This is a genomic window from Tateyamaria sp. Alg231-49 (assembly GCF_900143535.1).
Taxonomy (GTDB): Bacteria; Pseudomonadota; Alphaproteobacteria; order Rhodobacterales; family Rhodobacteraceae; genus Tateyamaria.
Genome location: NZ_FRFA01000007.1, coordinates 135,587 through 155,293 on the forward strand (window position 1 = coordinate 135,587; position 19,707 = coordinate 155,293).

Sequence of the window (19,707 nt, forward strand, 5' to 3'; positions counted from 1 at the left end):
ATGGGTTTAACTTCTTGAAACTGGTGGGTGAAATAGAGCAAGTCTTGTGTAACGACGCAAAAAGCGCAGAGAGATGAAGCGTGTCAGAGTTTTTGGAACATCCTGAATCCGTGTCCGGCACGGTAAAATGGTTCGACCCGGTAAAAGGTTTCGGCTTCATTGTGTCAGGCGATGAGGGCCCGGATATTTTGTTGCACGTCAACGTCTTGCGTAATTTCGGGCAGTCCTCTGTTGCCGATGGTTCAGACGTCACAGTACGGATTCAAAAAACGGATCGTGGGGTTCAGGCGGTCGAAGTTCTGACGATCCTGCCACCCGCTCTGATTGAAAGCGAACCGCTGGCCGATATTGCCGAACTGGATCAGGATGCTGTAGCAAATGCGCCGCTCGAACCTGGACGTGTAAAATGGTTCGACAAGGGCAAGGGATTCGGATTCGCCAACGTGTTCGGCGCGCCCGAGGATGTATTTCTGCATGTCGAAGTGTTGCGTCGCTCGGGTCTGTCTGACCTTGGTCCCGGAGAAGCGCTTGCTTTGCGGGTGATCGACGGAAAACGCGGCCGTATGGCGGCAGAGGTGCACGCGTGGGAATCTGCGATCACCAAAGACACGGATGACTGACATCGCGGCCCGCGCCCGTTCATGGGCGTTCCGATCGATCCTCGCCACCTTTATTTCGATTTTCGCAGCGCCGACCCTTTGGGCTGCCTGTAGCGACGGAACCGTGTGGATCTGGGGCGCGTTTGGGCAGGCCCGGTTTACCGTCGAAATCGCCGACGATGCCGAAGAGCGCGCCATAGGGTTGATGAATCGCCCATCCATGCCGACCTCTGCGGGGATGCTGTTCGTTTATGAGCGCCCCGGCACCCTGTCTTTCTGGATGCGGAACACGCTGATTGAATTGGATATGCTGTTCGCGGACGCCACCGGGACGATCCAAAATATCCACCACCGCGCGATCCCGCTAGACGAAACGCCGATATTTGGCGGTGATGGCCTGACGCACGTGCTTGAAATCAACGGCGGGCTTGCCCGGACGATGGGTATCAAAGCCGGTGATCAGCTGCGCCACCCAAGCTTTTCGCAAACTGATGCCGCTTGGCCGTGCTAAGGGGCTTTTCAATTCCGAAAAGCATGTCTAATAGAGGCGCACGGTCGGAGCGTGGCGCAGCCTGGTAGCGCACCTGTTTTGGGTACAGGGGGTCGGAGGTTCGAATCCTCTCGCTCCGACCATTTCCAAATATCAAAGTGAAGCCGCACAGCGGAGCAACGCTGGTAGTGTGTAACACAGCGCATATCTCAAGCGCGCAACGGCGCGTTCAAATGGCGTTTGCCGCGATTCCGCCTGTTGCCACCAAAAGCTGATCCATCAACTGATCAAGGCTGCGCTGCTTGAAATAGATGCGACGCGGCTTGCCAGATTTCTGCACCACCTCAGCGAAATACGACAGCTCCACAACAAACGCATCCGCATCAGCATCCGTTTCTTTCTGAACAACCAGAGTAGGGGCCTCCAACGCTCCGTCATACTGAACCAGCAAAAAAGCGGCCAAATCGGGCGGCGGCAGTATCCGACATTGAACGACGGTGCGCGAGATGACCCGCAATTCGTCCCCAGGTGAGTCGCAAGACGAGCGGAACGCAACGTCCAGCGGCGCAGGGGTCTGTTCAAAAATGGCGCGGCGAACAGGCAGGTCTTGGTCAGAAGACGCAATTGTCTCTACATATTGTGGTGCGCATCCGCACAAGGCGACCAACAAAACTGCAAAAATGGGTCGCATACCGTGCCTCACTATGGGGATATCTCACACAAACACATTTTCCGCAGCGCGGCAAAAGCTTTCTACTTTGACGGGTGTTAACTGTGGATAACTTAACGTGAAGCATCCACATTTGGGGCTAAGTCGGCCCGTTCCTTGGCAAAATTTGCGGTCGGGACGTGGATGGATTTTGCGGTCTTTCTTTGGGTGTTAACCATTTGAATCAGGTTCGATGCGGCAGGGTGGCCCAAGACCCAATCGTCAAGAAAAAAGATGTCAAAAAAGATTTAAAAATCCGTTGACGTTACGGGGCAAGATACGCCAGTTTGTGCGGGCCGGGTCGATCACCACAACATGTAGTGGGTAACGCTACGAGGGGTCGACCGGGCACGAGGGACAGAATACAGCCAATGAACTCGGGTGCTCGCAAGAGCCTTGGAGATGTGCGCCCATAGCGGTTGCACGTGGCGCTATCGCTTTGTCTTTCGTGCTGGCACGCACACCGGGGTCCCCGCAACGTCGGGCCAACCTGATACTGACACAAGCTGAAGTAAGAGGCAGCGCGATGAAAATTGAAAGACAGTTCACCAAGGCCGGACAGGACGCATATGCAGACCTGAATTTCGTGACAACCTTGTCCGAAATCCGCAATCCCGACGGGACAATCGTCTTCCGCTTGGACGAGGTCGAAGTGCCTGCCAAATGGAGCCAGGTGGCCAGCGACGTCATCGCGCAGAAATACTTCCGCAAGGCGGGCGTGCCCAGCAAGCTGCAAAAAGTTAAAGAAGACGATGTGCCCGAGTTCCTGTGGCGCTCCGAAGCGGCCCCCGGCGCCGAAATGGGCGGTGAAACGTCCTCCAAGCAGGTGTTTGACCGTCTGGCGGGCGCCTGGGCCTATTGGGGCTGGAAAGGCGGCTACTTCACCACAGAAGAAGACGCTCAGGCCTACTACGACGAAATGCGCCACATGCTGGCGACACAGCGCGCCGCACCAAACAGCCCGCAGTGGTTCAACACAGGCTTGCACTGGGCCTACGGCATCGACGGTCCGGCCCAAGGCCACCACTATGTCGACTACAAGACCGGCAAGCTGACAAAATCCAAATCCTCTTACGAACACCCCCAGCCACACGCCTGCTTTATCCAATCGGTCTCTGACGATCTGGTCAACGATGGCGGCATCATGGACCTGTGGGTGCGCGAAGCACGCCTGTTCAAATACGGCTCCGGTACTGGCACAAACTTCTCGTCCTTGCGCGGAGAGGGCGAAAAGCTCTCCGGCGGTGGCAAATCCTCCGGCCTCATGGGCTTCCTCAAAATCGGTGACCGCGCCGCCGGCGCGATCAAATCCGGCGGCACAACACGCCGCGCGGCCAAGATGGTGATCGTTGATGCCGACCACCCCGATATCGAAGACTTCATCAACTGGAAGGTCATCGAAGAGCAAAAAGTGGCGTCCATCGTCGCTGGCTCCAAGATGCACGAGGAAAAGCTGAACGGCCTGTTCGCCGCGATCAAGGCATGGGACGGCGCAGAAGAAGATGCGTATGACCCAAAGAAAAACGACTCGCTGAAAGAAGCAGTCAAAGCGGCCAAAAAGGTCGCCATCCCCGAAACTTATGTCAAACGCGTGCTGGACTATGCCCGCCAAGGCCACACCAGCATCGAGTTCCCCACCTACGATACCGACTGGGATTCCGAGGCCTACAATTCAGTCTCCGGTCAGAACTCCAACAACTCGATCCGCGTCACCAATGCCTTCCTGACAGCTGTTGAAAAAGACGCCGACTGGGAATTGATCAGCCGCGTGAACGGCAAGGTGGAAAAGACCATCAAGGCACGTGAACTCTGGGCGCAAGTCGGCCATGCCGCATGGGCCTGTGCCGATCCCGGCATCCAGTACCACGACACCGTGAACGACTGGCACACGTGCCCCGAAGACGGTGCAATCCGGGGCTCAAACCCTTGTTCTGAATACATGTTCCTAGACGACACGGCCTGTAACCTTGCGTCGATGAACCTGCTGACTTTCCTCAAGGACGGCGTGTTTCAGGTCGAAGACTACATTCACGCCTCGCGCCTCTGGACCATCACCCTCGAAATCTCGGTCATGATGGCACAGTTCCCGTCCAAGGAAATCGCGCAGCGCTCTTATGACTTCCGCACGCTGGGTCTGGGCTATGCAAACATCGGTGGTCTGCTGATGAACATGGGCCACGGCTATGACAGTGACGAAGGCCGCGCTCTTTGCGGCGCACTCACCGCGATCATGACGGGCGTGGCGTATGCCACATCGGCCGAAATGGCGGGCGAGTTGGGGCCATTCCCCGGCTACAAGAAGAACGCCAACCACATGCTGCGCGTGATGAAGAATCACCGCACAGCGGCCTACGGATCGACCGAAGGCTATGAAAAGCTGGCAGTGAAACCTGTCGCACTGGATCACGCCAACTGCCCAGATACCCGCCTGATCGATCTGGCGATGTCCACATGGGACGAGGCGCTGAAACTGGGCGAACAACACGGCTACCGCAACGCGCAATCCACTGTGATCGCGCCGACCGGCACCATTGGTCTGGTCATGGACTGCGACACAACCGGGATCGAACCAGATTTCGCTCTGGTAAAGTTTAAAAAGCTCGCAGGCGGCGGATACTTCAAGATCATCAACCGCTCTGTGCCCGCTGCTCTGGAAAACCTCGGCTACGGCTCGGCCCAGATCGAAGAGATCGTGTCCTACGCAGTCGGCCACGGCTCCATCGGCAACAGCCCCGGCATCAACCACACGTCGCTGGCAGGTCACGGCTTTGGCCCCAATGAACTGGCCAAAGTGGATGCGGCACTCGAATCGGCTTTCGACATCCGCTTTGTCTTCAACCAGTGGACACTGGGAGAAGAGTTCTGCACCGGCGTCCTTGGCATCCCGGCTGAAAAGCTGAACGACCCTACCTTTGATCTGCTGAAATCGCTTGGTTTCTCCAAGGCGGACATCGATGCGGCCAACGACCACGTCTGCGGAACAATGACGCTCGAAGGCGCGCCACACCTCAAGGAAGACCACTACCACATCTTTGACTGTGCCAACCCATGCGGCAAAAAAGGCAAGCGTTTCCTGAACGTTGACAGCCACATCACCATGATGGCCGCAGCACAATCGTTCATCTCGGGCGCGATCTCCAAAACCATCAACATGCCCAACGATGCCACGATCGAAGACTGCCAAAAGGCCTATGAACTCAGCTGGTCGCTGGGCGTCAAAGCCAACGCGCTGTATCGGGATGGTTCGAAACTCAGCCAACCTCTGGCCGCATCGCTGGTCGAGGATGACGATGAAGCCCAAGAGGTTCTGGAAACCGGAAACCCAGTGGAAAAAGCCGCTGCTCTGGCCGAAAAGATCATCGAAAAGGTCATCGTCAAAGAGATCGTCAAATCGCACCGCGAAAAGATGCCTCAGCGCCGCAAGGGCTACACCCAAAAAGCCATCGTGGGCGGGCACAAAGTCTACCTGCGCACCGGTGAGTACGAAGACGGCAACTTGGGCGAAATCTTTATCGATATGCACAAGGAAGGGGCGGGCTTCCGCGCCATGATGAACAACTTCGCCATCGCGGTGTCCGTTGGTCTTCAATACGGTGTGCCGCTCGAAGAGTTCGTCGATGCCTTCACCTTCACCAAGTTCGAACCAGCGGGCATGGTGCAGGGCAATGACAGCATCAAGAACGCAACCTCGATCCTCGACTATGTGTTCCGCGAACTGGCTGTGTCCTACCTTGATCGCACCGATCTGGCCCACGTCAAACCCGAAGGCGCGACCTTTGATGACATCGGCGCGGGCGTAGAAGAAGGCGTGTCCAATGTCTCCGAACTTTCGGAAACTGCGGCCTCCAAGTCCTTGGAAGTGCTGAAACAAATCAGCTCGTCCGGCTACCTGCGCAAGCGTATGCCACAAGATCTGGTCGTGTTGCAGGGCGGCATGGCCGAGGCGGCAACGATTGATGCCGAAACCGCGCTGCAAACGCTGGTGCCCGAAGTGGCCGTAAGCGGAGGGGCCGCGATGGTGACAACCACCACGGCAGTGTCCTCCGGATCAGTCAGCATGGATGCCCGCACCAAAGCCAAAATGCAGGGCTACGAAGGCGAAGCCTGTGGCGAATGTGGCAACTACACACTGGTGCGCAACGGCACCTGCATGAAGTGCAACACCTGCGGCGGGACGTCCGGGTGTAGCTAAACGACTACGCGCCCCGGACATGGGGCGCGAGGGGGCCGGGCTGGCTTTGGGCAGACCGGTCCCCGACGAGACGGGTGGGGCGGTACGTTACGTCCCCCCACCTTTTCCGGGGCGGATGCGTTCGCTCCAGACGACGTTCAGGCCGCAGGCAAAAAAGTACCGGGCGGTTAACATATTGAGCCTGAACGGCGAAACTAAAGGGGAGCGTTCGCGCTCCCCTCTTTTGTTCGAGAAATCTGATGGCTGACTCCGGGTTCGGCTTTGCCAAACCCTCTGTCAAAGGAGTGTGCGTTTGCAATGCAAACACCCACGGAACGGCGAAACTAAAGGGGAGCGTTCGCGCTCCCCTCTTTTGTTCGAGAAATCTGACGGCTGACTCCGGGTTCGGCTTTGCCAAACCCTCTGTCAGAGGAGCGTGCGTTTGCGATGCAAACACCTACGGAACGGCGAAACTAAAGGGGAGCGTTCGCGCTCCCCTCTTTTGTTGGCAAGGCTGCGCATTTGCCCCACCACTCGGGATGCTTTGCGATGGCCTGAGGGCGGTCAGCCTTCAATTATTTCTCCAACTTGATCCGCAAGCGCGCCCGCGCCCGCGCCAGCCGTGACATAACGGTGCCAACCGGCAAACCTGTGCTGTTGGCCAGCGCGCGGGGGGACGTTTCTCCGGCTACAACCAGCTCCATCAACTGACGCTGTGGTTTGGGCAACCCCGAGATTGCCGCAAGCGTGTCGGCGCAATCCAGACGGATCAGGGCGTCGGGTTCGGTGATCCCATGATCGTCTTCCAGCTCCTCAGTTGCTTGCACGCGCCAGCCCCGGCGCGCCCGATTGGACAGGGTACGCATGGCGTAGCTTGGCAAATCGTCAATCCTGTGGCCCGCGCGCAAACATTGGCACAGGCTCAGCAACGTGTCCTGCACCAGATCCTCAGCCTCGGCCGGGCTGCGCGCAAGGCGTCGTGCACGCCGGTTCAGGATCGGGATCAGGGGCACAAGGCGGCGGGGGTTTGGGTGTTTATGTTCCATCATGGATCAAAGGTGGGCGCACACGGCACGGTTGAAAACCCCGGGGATTCTGGCCGATCCAGCCGCGCACCCCTTTTTGGGCAAGGCGCCGCCCATCACACACATCCCAATCGGCAGGCCCTCGCGCGGGGCGCCATACACAGCGACAGACCGGGATGCGCAGGCCCCGTGACGGCTCTTACCTTGTGAGGGCGCCACTCACGGACCCCTCATGAAGCAAACTTAACGGGAGTTACTCATGACGAAATATGCAGCCCTTACCGCCCTTGCGGCCCTGACGTTTCCAGCACTGGCCATGGGGCAAAGCGCGGCTGATCTGGACGTAAACGGCGACGGTGTTCTGACCATCGACGAAGTGCAGGCCAGTATGCCCGAGGTCACAACAGATATGTTCACAACAATGGACCTCAATGCCGATGGCGCGCTGGATGCAGAAGAGATCGCAGCCGCACAAGAAGCGGGGTTGATGCCAGCAACCGACGGCTAGAACGCCCACAGCATTGTGGGTCTCCGGTCGCACAAACGGACGGACGATCTCAGCTGTCGGGGGCGTGAGGCCCGGTCTCCCCCCAGGGGCCGGGCCTCACTGCGTTTTGGGGCGCGCGTTCAGTCGGCCCAAGCCGGGAAATGGATGTTAAACCGCGCACGGACAGCGGCCTCAACATCAGGCGGCAGGGCGGCGGCGGTCTTCATGGCCAATATCTCTTCCTTGCGCGCAGTGGCGAGGGCCAGCAGGTCAGGCTTGCCCAGTTCCACCCACTCCTTGGGCGATGTGCGGCTGCCAAATGTAGGATAGACGCAGTTGGTCTGCATACCGCTCAGCGTCTGATCGGTACCCAGATAATGGCCGGGTCCGTTCATGCACACATCTGCAATCTGATCCAACGCCAGCGTCTCGTCGTTGACCTCAATCCCGCGCACACAACGCAGGGTCTGCCCAATGATGTCATCGCCCAAAATCAGTGATTCAAGGCAGAACCCAAGCAGCGAAGCATGCATGCCCGCCGCCTCATAGACCATGTTCACGCCAGACAGGCCTGCGGACAGGTTCGAACACATCTGTTCCCACCCGGCCTGCATGTCAGGCAGCTTGCTGTCAGACGCACCACCCGCCGCACCACCGGGAATGTCATAAAACCGGTGCATCTGGCCGCATCCGGCACTCAGCAGCGCCTGTTCGCCTGATCCGATGGACATCGCACCCGTGCGCAGATCAAGGCCAAAGGGCCATGTGCCAAAGATCGCAGGCGCGCCGGGTTTGACTGCGTTTACATAAACAAGGCCCGCAAGGCATTCTGCCGTGGCTTGCATGATCGCTCCGGCGATGGTCGACGGGGCGGTGGCCCCCGACATGCCCGCTGACAGCAGCAGCACAGGCATGCCTGCCTCGATGCAGGCCTCCATCACTTCACAGCTTTCGGGTGCGAATTTCATCGGCGGCACAACAAAGCAGTTGGAATTGGACACGAAGGGGCGCGCCCGCCACGCGTCTTCGCCGCCTGCAATCATGTGCAGCATTTCCATGGCGGGGCCAACACATGTGGTGTCGGTAAAACTGGTGCCCACATGTTTGCCGGTGCCGGACACGCAGGCAAAGACCGAGTTATATTCCATTTCGATCGTGTCGGGGATGTCCCGGCAGATCATCGGACGCTGAAGAAAGTGAATATTGTCGAGCTGATTGGCGATGCGCGCGGCATCGTGCAAGTCCTGCACGGTGCTTTCGCGGTAATTGCGCCCATCGACTTCGACAAGGTTTACGGCCGCGCCGGCGGTCCCGTAATGCACGCGCGATCCCGACAGGTCGAGGTCGTATTGCGGGTCGCGCGCATGCAGCGTCATGGTGCGATTTGCACGTGCGATTGTATCTTCGACCAGCGCGCGTGGGAAACGGATGCGTCCATCCTCGCCCTCAATTGCGCCAGCGTCGGTTAGGTATTTCACGCCACTCGGGGGGGCGTCAGCCAGTCCGATCTGCTCCAGCGCATCAAGCGCGCCCTGGTGGATGCGTTCGACCTGCGCGGGCGTCAGGGGGTTGTATGTGCCCCCTTCAAGGCCGGGGCGAATGGGGCGGAGATGGTCTGCCAGTGGAGCTGCGCGGGCGGCGCGACGCGCCGCGCGCCCACCTGATCTGGATTTTGGTGAAAGGTCATTCATGAGGTCGTTGTCCGGGTCTGATTTCTTAAACGGAGTTAGGTACTGCGTCTAAGTGTTCGGTCGGCCCCGCGCCGCGCGTCCGCGCTCCGCCCCGATGGTGCGGGTGATCAACGCGATCTTGCTTCGGCTTGCCTGCACACTCAGCCTCCCTGACTTGGTGCGACGTTGCGGAAAATCTCCGGTCCTTTCACTCTGGTGCGCCGTTTTTTGCCTGTCTGTCCTGTTTGCGACCTCGTCTTGGCGGGGGATTGCGCATGGTTTTTGTGTTTGAGGGCAAGCCTTTGCCTAGGAGAGGGCGCGCACGGCTTCGTGTCTGGAATTGGTCACTGGGCTTGCCCACGTGATGAGGCGGCGGCGCGCCTTACGTGCCGCGACCACTCACAAATGGAGCAGACAATGAAATCTCAGATTCTTGCCGCATCACTGGCCGCCAGCCTTGCCGGTCTTAGCACTCTTCCGGCGTTCGCGGGCGCCTTGGACGCCCCGGCCGCTGATCCGATTCCACCTGCGGCGCCTGCATCCGTGGCCGTCGTGCCTCAGGGTGGGGACTGGACGGGGGGCTATGCTGGTGTGCAGCTTGGCTACGGCGACGTGGATGGCAGCGGTGCAGCGGACGGCGATGATGTCCTTTACGGTGTGCACCTCGGCTATGACTATGATTTTGGCACCTTCGTGCTGGGCGGAGAGCTGGACTATGACGGCGCCGACATTGACCTCAATGGGGCGGCGACAGTGGACGGTGTCGCAAGGCTGAAACTGCGCGCAGGCTATGATTTCGGGCGCACCCTTGGCTACGTCACTGCTGGCGTGGCCGAAGTCGACACGTCGCTCGGTTCCGAAGGCGGAGAGTTCTACGGCATCGGCGTCGCCTACCAGATCAACGAACGCTACACCGTCGGTGCCGAACTGCTTGAGCACAACTTCAACGACATTTCGGGCACGGGCGTGGATGCAGACGCAACCACGCTGACAGTGCGCGGATCAATCCGCTTCTAGCGCCAAAAAAAGGGGGGGGCAGGGCAGTGACCCGGCCCCCTCTACCACCGCCCCAAAACTGCCCGATACGCGCAAAGACTTGCGCCACGGGTACAGACGCAATGCATCACATCAGAGCAGACACAGGAAACGCAGGCGGTCAGGCCGCGCGGGCCTCGGCAAAACGACACAAGGTGGTCAAGGCGGCCTCAAACGCATCGTCATCAACGGTCATCGCAACGCGCAAATGGCCCGCAGCCGCAGTGCCAAAGCTTTCACCCGGCATGACGGCGATATGCTCGGCCTCCAAAAGGGCATCGGCAAAATCATCGCCTGACATCCCCGTGGCGCGGATATCCAGCATCAGGTACATCGCCCCCTGCGCAGGGATCAAACCCACCGTGTTCTGCGCGGCCAGCACCCTTTGCGCAATCGCGCGGCGGCGTTTGAACGGGGCGCCCACTTCGGCTTCAAATTCATCGCCCTGAGACAGCGCAAACACGCTGGCATCCTGAATGTATCCGGGCACGCCATAGGTCGTATGGGTGGAAAAGTTGATTAACCCTTCAATCGCGTGCTCAGGCCCGATCAGCCAGCCACAGCGCGACCCGGTCATCGCATGGCTTTTGGACATCGAGCCGACGACGAGCGTACGCTCGGCCATGCCGGGCAGGGCGCGGGGGCTCAGATGTGCGCCCTCCCAGACCTGACTGTCATAGACCTCGTCCGAGATCAGCCACAGATCGTGGCGCTGGCATATATCTGCAATCCCCTCCAGCGTGGCGCGAGAATAAACGGTGCCCGTGGGATTGTTCGGAGAGTTGATCAAAAGCGACCTGGCCCCGGCCACACCCGCCTCGATATCTTGCGCGCGCGGCTGAAACGCGTCCTCGGCCCGCGTGGTAATGCTGCGTGGGATCGCCGACACACCCCGGATCGTGCCAGGATACGTGGCATAATAAGGGTCAATAAACAGCGCAACATCGCCCGGATCGCACGCCGCAGCATGGGCAGCAAAAAGGGCGGCCTGACCGCCCGGGGTGATCAACACGTTGTCGCGACTGGTGGGCACGCCGGTGCGCTCAGTTGCGCGCTTGGCCACAATATCGCGCAGTGCATCCGTGCCCGGGACTATCGCATAGCCTGTGTGGCCACCCATCGCACTGCGGTGCATGTCTTGCAGGATCGGGGCGGCGGTGCGGATGTCATGTTCGCCAATGGTCAGTTCGGTCACAGGAACGCCATCCGCAATCATGCGCCGCGCCTTGAGGAACAGATCCCACCCGTCCGAGCCGCCGCCGGTCAGTGTCGAAATACGCTGTGACAAGGCCATGGTGCGCCTCCCTGATGTGGGTTTTGCGCAAGGGGCACGCGCGGCGTGGGGATGTCAACACACCAACAGCGCCTTTGCCACCCATGATCCAAATGAGGGCTTTGCCCGCGCCATTCTTTGAGGGGGCTCTGCCCCCGTCCTTCGGACTCCCCCGGGATTTTTTTTAATCAGAGAAGGGGCGCGTTGCAGGCGTTGCGTTCTAGGCCGATCCGTCGTTCCGCGGCGCAAGCGTGGCCTGAAGCTTTTTGGGCAAGCTCGCGCGGACAATGGCATAGGACGTATGGATGCGGTCACGAAATTCGTCCGCGGCTTTGCCGTCAAATGGGACCCGCACCCAAGAGCGGTGAAAATACTTTGCCTTTTGGGCCGCGCCGATTTCGATAAGGAATTGCGCAGTTTCCACATCCGCGCATTTAACCGACACGCCATCATTGGCCATGCCAATGCAGGCAAACATTTTGTCGCCGATTTTCCACGCATCAAGCCCGCCGTCGTGGTGGCTGGCCCAATGGGCACCCGGCAGGGCGGCACAGATGCTATCGACGGTTTCGCGGCTCATGGGTGCAGTTTGCCCGCCCGGCGCGGCTCAGACAAGGGTTGACCCTTGGGCGCGCCATGGGCTAGCGATAGGGCATGACCCGGACCCCTTGCATCATTTGCTGCATTATCTGCTGATTTCCTCAGCGGGGCGGTTCTTTGTTTTCATGACAGATCAGAATTGCTAGGCCCGCGCCAACCTGCTGTCGCGAGTACGCCTTATGACCATCACGCTCTACAACACCGCCACACGCCGCAAAGAGGCGTTCGAGCCGCTCGATCCAGAGAATGTGCGGATGTATGTCTGCGGGCCAACGGTCTATGACCGCGCACATTTGGGCAACGCGCGCCCCGTTTTGGTGTTTGACGTGCTCTATCGTCTGCTGCGCCACACCTACGGGGCCGATCACGTCACCTATGTGCGCAATTTCACGGATGTAGATGACAAGATCAACGCCACCGCCCTTGCACGCAAAGAAGCAGGGGCGCCCGGCACGATCGAAGAGTTGGTGCGCGAACGCTCGGACGAGACCATTGGCTGGTATCACGCCGACATGGACGCGCTTGGCACGTTGCGCCCGAATGCCGAGCCGCGCGCGACGGAATACATCGATCAGATGGTGGCGATGATATCCCAACTGATCGCGGACGACTTTGCCTATGAAAACGACGGTCACGTGCTGTTTCGGGTGCGCAAATACGCAGAGTACGGCGCACTATCGGGCCGATCTGTCGATGACATGATCGCAGGTGCACGGGTCGAGGTGGCCCCCTACAAAGAAGACCCCATGGATTTTGTATTGTGGAAGCCGTCCACAGACGAATTGCCGGGCTGGAACAGCCCGTGGGGTCGTGGGCGCCCCGGCTGGCATATCGAGTGCTCGGCCATGGCGCATGATCTTTTGGGTGCCGAGTTTGACATCCACGGTGGCGGCAACGATTTGCAGTTTCCCCACCACGAAAACGAGATCGCACAATCCCGCTGCGCAGGCCACGGCTTTGCCAAGGTGTGGATGCACAACGAGATGTTGCAGGTCGAGGGCAAGAAGATGTCCAAGTCGTTGGGCAACTTCTTTACCGTGCGGGATTTGTTGGAGAAGGGCGTCCCGGGCGAGGTGATCCGGTTCGTGATGCTGTCGACGCATTATCGAAAGCCGATGGACTGGACAGAGAAGAAGCGGGCGGAAGCTGAAAAGACTTTGATGGGATGGCTGAATACCCTGCAAAAACACGGGTTTTCATCCAAGATGGTGGAACGATTGCGTGATATGGATCGCTGGAATGGCGATCCGGAGTTCATGGGTGCTCTCGGCAACGACCTGAACACACCGGGCGCATTGGCGCGGCTGCATGTTCTGTCCAAAGCGCATACGGCTGAGGGCTTGGCGCCGATGGCGCACGCATTGGACACGCTGGGTTTGGTATCCGACTGGGACCTCCTTGACCTGTCGCCATCGCAAAACGATGAGATGGAAGACTGGATCGTGGTCGCGATTGACCGGCTCTTGGAAGAACGATCATCTGCGCGGGCGGAAAAGAACTGGGCCGAAGCGGATCGCTTGCGGGACGTGCTGAATGTTATTGGCGTTCAGGTGACGGATATCGGTGGATCTGCCACTTGGTTGCCCGGCCCGGATTTTGACCCTTCCAAACTGGAGGCCCTGCTATGATCCGCACCAACCACAGGCCAATCCCCGACCTTGGGTGGGGGAGTAGCGCCCTCGTCGTGCGGACGCACGCCTTTGACGTGACGGGGCGGTCAGGGGCTGGCCGTGACGCAAACGCCACGGCTCAGACAGATGGCCCACAGCGCGTCTCAAATCTAAACAGAACATTAAACCGTCTCTGTAACCCATTGAATTTTAACGGGAGTATCTCTGTCCCAGTATGGGACACTCAAACATGACCCGCGAACGCCTCTCTCTTTTTGACACCACCCTGCGTGATGGCCAGCAGACCCAAGGGGTGCAATTCTCAGCCTCGGACAAGCACCAGATCGCCCAAGCCCTCGACGCCCTCGGGATCGACTACATCGAAGGCGGCTGGCCCGGGGCGAACCCGACCGACAGCGCCTTTTTCGAAAACGCCCCCCAAACCCGCGCCACATTCACCGCCTTTGGCATGACCAAACGGGCCGGAATGAGCGCCGAAAACGATGACGTGCTGGCCGCCGTCCTCAATGCAAACACCCCCGCCGTCTGCCTGGTCGGCAAGACCCATGAGTTCCATGTCAAAACCGCCCTCGGGATCAGCCTCGAGGAAAACACCGCCAACATCGCCGCCAGCTTTGCTCATATCAAAGCGCAAGGACGCGAGGCGATTTTTGATGCGGAGCACTTCTTTGACGGCTTCAAATCCAACCCCGACTACGCGCTGCAAGCGATCCACGCCGCCTATGACGCCGGCACGCGGTGGATTGCCCTGTGCGACACCAACGGCGGCACGCTGCCCGCAGACATTGCGCGCATCACCAAGGCGGTGATCGACAGCGGCATCCCCGGCGACCACCTTGGTATCCACACGCACAACGACACCGAACAGGCCGTGGCCGGTTCACTGGCGGCGGTCGATGCGGGCGCACGCCAAATTCAAGGTACGCTGAACGGATTGGGCGAACGGTGCGGCAACGCCAACCTGACGGCACTGATCCCGATCCTGCTGCTGAAAGAACCCTATGCGTCGCAGTTCGAAACAGGGGTCACCCTTGAGGCACTCGCGGGGCTGACCCGCACGTCGCGTATGCTGGACGACATTTTGAACCGGGTCTCGCAGAAACAGGCGGCTTTTGTCGGCGCTTCGGCCTTTGCCCACAAGGCGGGACTGCATGCCTCGGCCATTCTGAAAGACCCCACAACATACGAACATATCGACCCCGGTGCTGTTGGAAACGAACGCATTATCCCAATGTCCAATCAGGCGGGGCAATCCAACCTGCGCAAACGCCTGACAGAGATGGGGATCGAGGTCGCGCCCAAGGACCCAGCGCTGGCCCGCATTCTGGACCAGATCAAGGTGCGTGAGGGTCAGGGATATACCTATGACGTCGCCCAAGCCTCGTTCGAATTGCTGGCGCGAAATGAGCTTGGAGTCTTGCCCGAGTTCTTTGAAGTCAAACGCTACAGGGTGACCATTGAGCGGCGCAAGAACAAGCGCGATCAGATGGTTTCGCTGTCCGAAGCGGTTGTCGTGCTGAAGGTCGACGGTAAAAAAATGCTGTCGGTCTCAGAATCTATGGATGAACACGGCACGGATCGCGGGCCTGTCAATGCGCTTTCCAAGGCGCTCGCCAAGGATTTGGGCCGCTATCAGTCTTATGTAGAAGACATCCGATTGGTCGATTTCAAGGTGCGCATCACCCAGGGCGGGACCGAGGCTGTGACCCGCGTCATCATCGATTCCGAAGACGGGAAGGGGCGGCGCTGGTCCACTGTCGGGGTATCGGCGAACCTTGTCGACGCGAGCTTTGAAGCCCTGTTGGATGCGATCCGATGGAAACTGGTACAGGATGGCGTGACATGACCCCGGAACAGATAGATGCCTTTTTGACTGTGCACCGCGATCTACATCGCGAGGGGCCGGGCGAGCCTGCCGACGTTCACTGGGCGCTTGAAAAACTGGGCCTGTCCGGACCATTAGATGTTCTGGATGCGGCTTGTGGTCCGGGTGCGGACCTTTTGACCTTGGCCGAAGCACTGCCAGAAGCGCACATCACAGGTGTAGAAAAGACGGCGCATTTTGCGACAGAGGCTAGTGCGCGAATTGCGGCCTATGCCCCCCGTGTTCAGGCGGTCGAAGGGGATATGAGCACGCCTGAGGGCACCTATGATCTGATCTGGTGTGCGGGTGCGTTGTACTTTCTGGGCGTGACAGAAGGGTTGCAAGGCTGGCGCAGTGTGCTGAACCCTGGCGGTGCCGTGGTGTTCTCGGAACCCGTTTTGCTCGGCACGCCGCCAAGTGACGGTGCGCGTGCGTTTTGGGAAGAGTATCCGCAGATCACCGACCTTGACGGCATCATCGAGCGCGTCACTGCGGCGGGCTATGCAGTTCAAGATCACCGCATGATCGTGGTCAAACCGTGGGCGGATTACTACGGGCCCCTTCAGGCCCGTATTGACATGCTGCGAGAGCAGGACCCAGACGCTGCATTGACCGAGGCATTGGACGAACACCAGCGAGAGATTGATATGTGGCACGCCGCTCAGGATCAGATTGCCTATGCGCTGCTGATCGTCAAACCTGTATGAGCTTGCCCGACGCCATCATTCCTTGCGCGCAAATCGTGGAAAAGGGCGACCCGTTGCGCTTTCGCACGGTCATGGCCGCACCTGTGGCGGCGCGTGCGATTCTGTTTCCGCTGTATGCCTTCAATATCGAAGTGTCCCGTGCGCCTTGGGTCACGCAAGAAGCGATGATCGCCGAGATGCGTCTGCAATGGTGGCGGGATGCACTGGAGGAGATTGCGGAAGGCAAGCCGGTCCGCAAACATGAGGTGACGACGCCTTTGGCGGATATCTTGTCTCCGGCGCAGGCCAAACGGTTGGACGAAAGCGTCGCTGCGCGGCGCTGGGATATCTACCGCGATGCGTTCGAGGATCAGGCGCATATGGACGCCTACATTGATCAGACGGCAGGTCATCTGATGTGGACGGCATGTGACGTTCTTGGGGCTCGGCCCGAGGCTGAACAATCTGTGCGCGACCTTGCCTTTGCGGCGGGGACGGCGGGGTTCTTGCGGGCGGTGCCCGAGTTGGCTGATGCCGGGCGGCTCCCATTGCTGGACGGCACCGATAACGGGGTCGCGGCCCTAGCCGGGCGGGCCGCGGATCGCCTCGCACGTCCGCGCGTGGCACGTTCTGTACAGCCAGCACTATGGCCAGCAATTGGTGCGGCTGTGACGTTGAAGCAGGCCGTGCGCGATCCCGGATCAGTGGCTGAAGCGCGTCTTGATCCGGGTGTCACGCCGTTTCGGCTGGCGCGCACAGCGCTGTTGGGACGTCTTGTGCTTTAGGCAGTGGCCGTGCGGTTGCGCATCACAAGCCAGATCAGCGACCCACCCGCCAGCACCAAAAACGGTACCATCGCGATGTTCACAGCGGCCCAACCCTCAACCGGGTCACCGCCGATACAATTCATCAGGCCGCCGGACGCCAGCGAGGCCACAGTCACTCCGCCAAATACGATCAGATCGTTCATCCCCTGCATACGGCCGCGTTCCTGCGGGGTATGCGCCCCGGCCAGCATTGTGGTCGCGCCAATAAAGCCAAAGTTCCAGCCGATGCCCAACAGAAACAGTGCGCCGTAGAAGTTCATCAGATCAACGCCTTGCAGGGCGACAATCCCGGCAACGCCCAGAATCCCAAGGCCTAGCCCCATGATCCGTTCGACGCCAAAGCGGCTGATCAGGTGCCCGGTGAAGAAGGACGGCGCAAACATGGCCAGCACGTGGATGGTGACCACGTTGGCCGCGTCCGGTTCGCCAAATCCGCATCCCACGACGGCCAGCGGAGTGGACGTCATCACCAGGTTCATCAGCGCATAGGATACGGCTGCGCAGATCACGGCGACCGCAATGCGCGGGCTAGCCAGCAACTCGCGCCGGGTGCGTCCGGGCCCATCTGAAGCGGACGGAGCCGGTGGTTTTGGGATATCGAGTAACAGAAACAGCGCCATGCCCATCACGTTGAATGCAATCGCCCACCAATAGATTGGGATATAGCGCGCCACGGTCGCATCCGCTGTATTGGCGGTGACATAGCCGACCACCTGAGGGCCAATGATGGCCGACAGTAAGCCCCCGGCCATGACGTAGGAGATTGCTTTTGGGCGAAACGCCTCGGACGCGGTATCGGCCGCTGCAAAGCGGTAAAAACCTTGCGCAGACATATAGATACCCGTCATGTAGCTGCCCGCCAGAAACAGCCAAAAGCTGGAGATCGAGAGCGCATAGGCCCCAATGGCCGCCCCGATCAGCCCGCCGCAAGCACCTAGGATAAACCCGGTCTTGCGCCCGAACCTTTGCATGACGTTGGACAGCCACGGCGCGGTGGTCATCGACCCGAAAACGATCAGTGAAATGGGCAGCGTGGCAAGACAGGCATAGGGCGTTATTTGTTGCCCGGCCAAACCGGCAACCACAAACATCATGGTGATCTGGCTGCCTAAAAAGGCTTGGGCGGCCACCAGAACGGCCACATTGCGCTTGGCGCGGGAGTCATCAATTTCAGTCATTGGCTCTGGTTAGCCCGCGGGTGAAGCGGCCACAAGGACTGCAATGCCGCATAGATGCACAGTTGGTTGCGCAGTGCGGTTTTGCGGGTAGGGTGCGGGCATGAACCCCGCTGCCCCCATTCTCGTTCTTGCCGGAGCCCGTGAAACCCCGGAAGCGGTGCACGCACTGTCCGGGTATCCTGCCCGTGTTCTGTGGGCCGATGAAAGCACGCCTGTGCCAGTGGGGGCCGAGGTGGTGCGTCAAATGCCAGAAGAGGTGCGCGCCATTCTGGATGTTACCCATGCTTTTGATACGCAAACGCGCAGCCGTTGGGCGCGGCCGGGTTTGCCATACGCCCGCGTTGCACGCGCGCTTTGGGAGCCGGAGCCGGGTGATCGGTGGACAACTGTAGAAACGATTGAACAAGCTGTCGCGACTTTGCCCAGCGGTGCCCGCGTGTTTGCGGCGACCGGGCAGAGCAGTGGCGCGGTTTTGGCCAAACATAATGGGCCTGTGTTTTTACGCCAGCTGGGCACGCATGATTTGCTCGCCCCGCCAAATTGTACCTATGTCTTTGGTGCGGGCCCCTTTGACGTAGAGGGCGAAGTCGCGGTTTTACGAGAATTGTCCATCGACGTGGTGATCGCTCGCAATGTGGGCGGGCCGGACAGTTATCCCAAGCTTGCAGCGGCCCGGGCGCTTGGATTGCCCGTTGTCCTGTTGGGTCCGCCACCGTTGCCGGATGGTCCAGTCCTGATGTCACCAGAAGACATAGGCAGATGGGCGCAACGCCTGTGAAGATCATCGAGACAGAGAAGGACGTGGCCGAAGGGGCCGCATGGCTTCGGGCACGGGACCCGGCACTCGCGCGTGCGCTTGAGATTGCAGGCCCGCTACCTTTGCGCCGCCGCCCGGATGGGTTTGCAGCACTCCTGAATGCCATCATCGGCCAGCAGGTCAGCACGGCTTCGGCCAATGCGATCTGGGTGCGACTGGAACAGGGCGGGCTGACGCAGCCCTCAGCTGTGATGGCTGCTGGAGAACAGGGCCTGCGCGCCGCTGGGCTAAGCCGTCAAAAGATCGCCTATGCATTGGCTCTGGCCGAGGCAGGGATCGACTATCACGCTTTGCGCCACGCCCCAGACACCGAGGTGATCGCGACACTGACGGCCATCAAGGGCATTGGGGTCTGGACGGCAGAAATCTACGCGATGTTTGCGCTGGGACGCCCGGATGTCTTTGCGCCCGGTGATCTGGCGCTACAAGAAGCGGCGCGGGTGATCTTTGATCTGCCTGATCGGCCCAAGGAAAAAGAACTGCGTGCGATGGCCGAAGATTGGAGCCCGTGGCGCGCGGTGGCAGCACGTCTTTTCTTTACCTATTATCGGGTGATCAAAGGGCGTGAAGGGGTGGGCTAGGTTTTGGATTTATAGATCCAAAAGCTGGTGGTTGGAGGCCAAGTGGGCCTTGGGATGCTCTGCA

17 protein-coding genes and 1 tRNA gene are annotated in these 19,707 nt (G+C 59.7%); 12 read left to right on the forward strand and 6 right to left on the reverse strand.

Going from position 1 to position 19,707, the window contains the following annotated elements; all coding sequences use genetic code 11:
* The first annotated feature begins 80 nt into the window (after positions 1–80).
* The 3 genes from DHN60_RS12640 to DHN60_RS12650 all read left to right on the forward strand — a co-directional run bounded on the left by DHN60_RS12640 (position 81) and on the right by DHN60_RS12650 (position 1,232).
* Complete coding sequence (locus DHN60_RS12640; protein WP_108837678.1) at positions 81–620, forward strand: cold-shock protein; 540 nt, start codon at positions 81–83, stop codon at positions 618–620.
* Complete coding sequence (locus DHN60_RS12645; RefSeq protein WP_108837679.1) at positions 613–1,110, forward strand: DUF192 domain-containing protein; 498 nt, start codon at positions 613–615, stop codon at positions 1,108–1,110. Before DHN60_RS12640 ends, DHN60_RS12645 begins: the two co-directional genes overlap by 8 nt.
* Before the next feature lie 45 nt (positions 1,111–1,155).
* A tRNA-Pro gene (locus tag DHN60_RS12650) sits at positions 1,156–1,232 on the forward strand.
* A gap of 86 nt (positions 1,233–1,318) precedes the next feature.
* Here DHN60_RS12650 and DHN60_RS12655 read toward each other — a convergent pair.
* Positions 1,319–1,780, reverse strand: coding sequence for a hypothetical protein (locus DHN60_RS12655; RefSeq protein WP_108837680.1), 462 nt, complete (start codon positions 1,778–1,780; stop codon positions 1,319–1,321).
* A 544-nt stretch (positions 1,781–2,324) separates the two neighbouring features.
* On the opposite strand from DHN60_RS12655, the gene DHN60_RS12660 reads away from it, so the two are divergent.
* A complete protein-coding gene (locus DHN60_RS12660) occupies positions 2,325–5,990 on the forward strand; it encodes a vitamin B12-dependent ribonucleotide reductase (protein WP_108837681.1) in 3,666 nt (1,221 codons plus the stop codon).
* Between the two features lie 554 nt (positions 5,991–6,544).
* Here the strand turns inward: DHN60_RS12660 and DHN60_RS12665 are convergent.
* The gene (locus DHN60_RS12665; protein WP_108837682.1) at positions 6,545–7,018 is read right to left on the reverse strand and encodes an RNA polymerase sigma factor; all 474 of its coding nucleotides are present in this window, start codon (positions 7,016–7,018) and stop codon (positions 6,545–6,547) included.
* A 235-nt stretch (positions 7,019–7,253) separates the two neighbouring features.
* On the opposite strand from DHN60_RS12665, the gene DHN60_RS12670 reads away from it, so the two are divergent.
* Positions 7,254–7,502, forward strand: a complete 249-nt coding sequence (locus DHN60_RS12670) for a hypothetical protein (protein ID WP_108837683.1) — start codon at positions 7,254–7,256, stop codon at positions 7,500–7,502.
* 119 nt (positions 7,503–7,621) lie between these two features.
* Here DHN60_RS12670 and DHN60_RS12675 read toward each other — a convergent pair whose 3' ends face one another.
* Positions 7,622–9,172: a trimethylamine methyltransferase family protein gene (locus DHN60_RS12675; protein ID WP_108837684.1), complete on the reverse strand. Its 1,551-nt coding sequence runs from the start codon at positions 9,170–9,172 to the stop codon at positions 7,622–7,624.
* Between the two features lie 396 nt (positions 9,173–9,568).
* On the opposite strand from DHN60_RS12675, the gene DHN60_RS12680 reads away from it, so the two are divergent.
* The gene (locus DHN60_RS12680; RefSeq protein WP_234423629.1) at positions 9,569–10,168 is read left to right on the forward strand and encodes an outer membrane protein; all 600 of its coding nucleotides are present in this window, start codon (positions 9,569–9,571) and stop codon (positions 10,166–10,168) included.
* Positions 10,169–10,307: 139 nt separating this feature from the next.
* On the opposite strand, the gene DHN60_RS12685 is transcribed toward DHN60_RS12680, so the two are convergent.
* Positions 10,308–11,480 (reverse strand): pyridoxal phosphate-dependent aminotransferase, encoded by a 1,173-nt coding sequence (locus DHN60_RS12685; protein ID WP_108837686.1) that lies wholly within the window; start codon positions 11,478–11,480, stop codon positions 10,308–10,310.
* Between the two features lie 199 nt (positions 11,481–11,679).
* Positions 11,680–12,039, reverse strand: a complete 360-nt coding sequence (locus DHN60_RS12690) for an MmcQ/YjbR family DNA-binding protein (protein WP_108837687.1) — start codon at positions 12,037–12,039, stop codon at positions 11,680–11,682.
* A gap of 199 nt (positions 12,040–12,238) precedes the next feature.
* On the opposite strand from DHN60_RS12690, the gene cysS reads away from it, so the two are divergent.
* From cysS to DHN60_RS12710, 4 genes are all read left to right on the forward strand, one after another.
* A complete protein-coding gene (gene cysS, locus DHN60_RS12695) occupies positions 12,239–13,687 on the forward strand; it encodes a cysteine--tRNA ligase (RefSeq protein ID WP_108837688.1) in 1,449 nt (482 codons plus the stop codon).
* A gap of 232 nt (positions 13,688–13,919) precedes the next feature.
* On the forward strand, positions 13,920–15,536 hold the full coding sequence (gene cimA / locus DHN60_RS12700; RefSeq protein WP_108837813.1) for a citramalate synthase: 1,617 nt from the start codon (positions 13,920–13,922) through the stop codon (positions 15,534–15,536).
* Positions 15,533–16,261: a trans-aconitate 2-methyltransferase gene (locus DHN60_RS12705; protein WP_108837814.1), complete on the forward strand. Its 729-nt coding sequence runs from the start codon at positions 15,533–15,535 to the stop codon at positions 16,259–16,261. Before cimA ends, DHN60_RS12705 begins: the two co-directional genes overlap by 4 nt.
* Complete coding sequence (locus tag DHN60_RS12710; RefSeq protein WP_108837689.1) at positions 16,258–17,025, forward strand: squalene/phytoene synthase family protein; 768 nt, start codon at positions 16,258–16,260, stop codon at positions 17,023–17,025. The genes DHN60_RS12705 and DHN60_RS12710 overlap by 4 nt, the downstream gene beginning before the upstream one ends.
* On the opposite strand, the gene DHN60_RS12715 is transcribed toward DHN60_RS12710, so the two are convergent.
* The gene (locus tag DHN60_RS12715) at positions 17,022–18,245 is read right to left on the reverse strand and encodes an MFS transporter (RefSeq protein ID WP_108837690.1); all 1,224 of its coding nucleotides are present in this window, start codon (positions 18,243–18,245) and stop codon (positions 17,022–17,024) included. The genes DHN60_RS12710 and DHN60_RS12715 overlap by 4 nt on opposite strands.
* A gap of 100 nt (positions 18,246–18,345) precedes the next feature.
* On the opposite strand from DHN60_RS12715, the gene DHN60_RS12720 reads away from it, so the two are divergent.
* Positions 18,346–19,023 (forward strand): precorrin-6A/cobalt-precorrin-6A reductase, encoded by a 678-nt coding sequence (locus tag DHN60_RS12720; RefSeq protein ID WP_108837691.1) that lies wholly within the window; start codon positions 18,346–18,348, stop codon positions 19,021–19,023.
* Positions 19,005–19,643, forward strand: a complete 639-nt coding sequence (locus DHN60_RS12725) for a DNA-3-methyladenine glycosylase (RefSeq protein ID WP_108837692.1) — start codon at positions 19,005–19,007, stop codon at positions 19,641–19,643. Before DHN60_RS12720 ends, DHN60_RS12725 begins: the two co-directional genes overlap by 19 nt.
* The last annotated feature ends 64 nt before the right edge of the window (positions 19,644–19,707 follow it).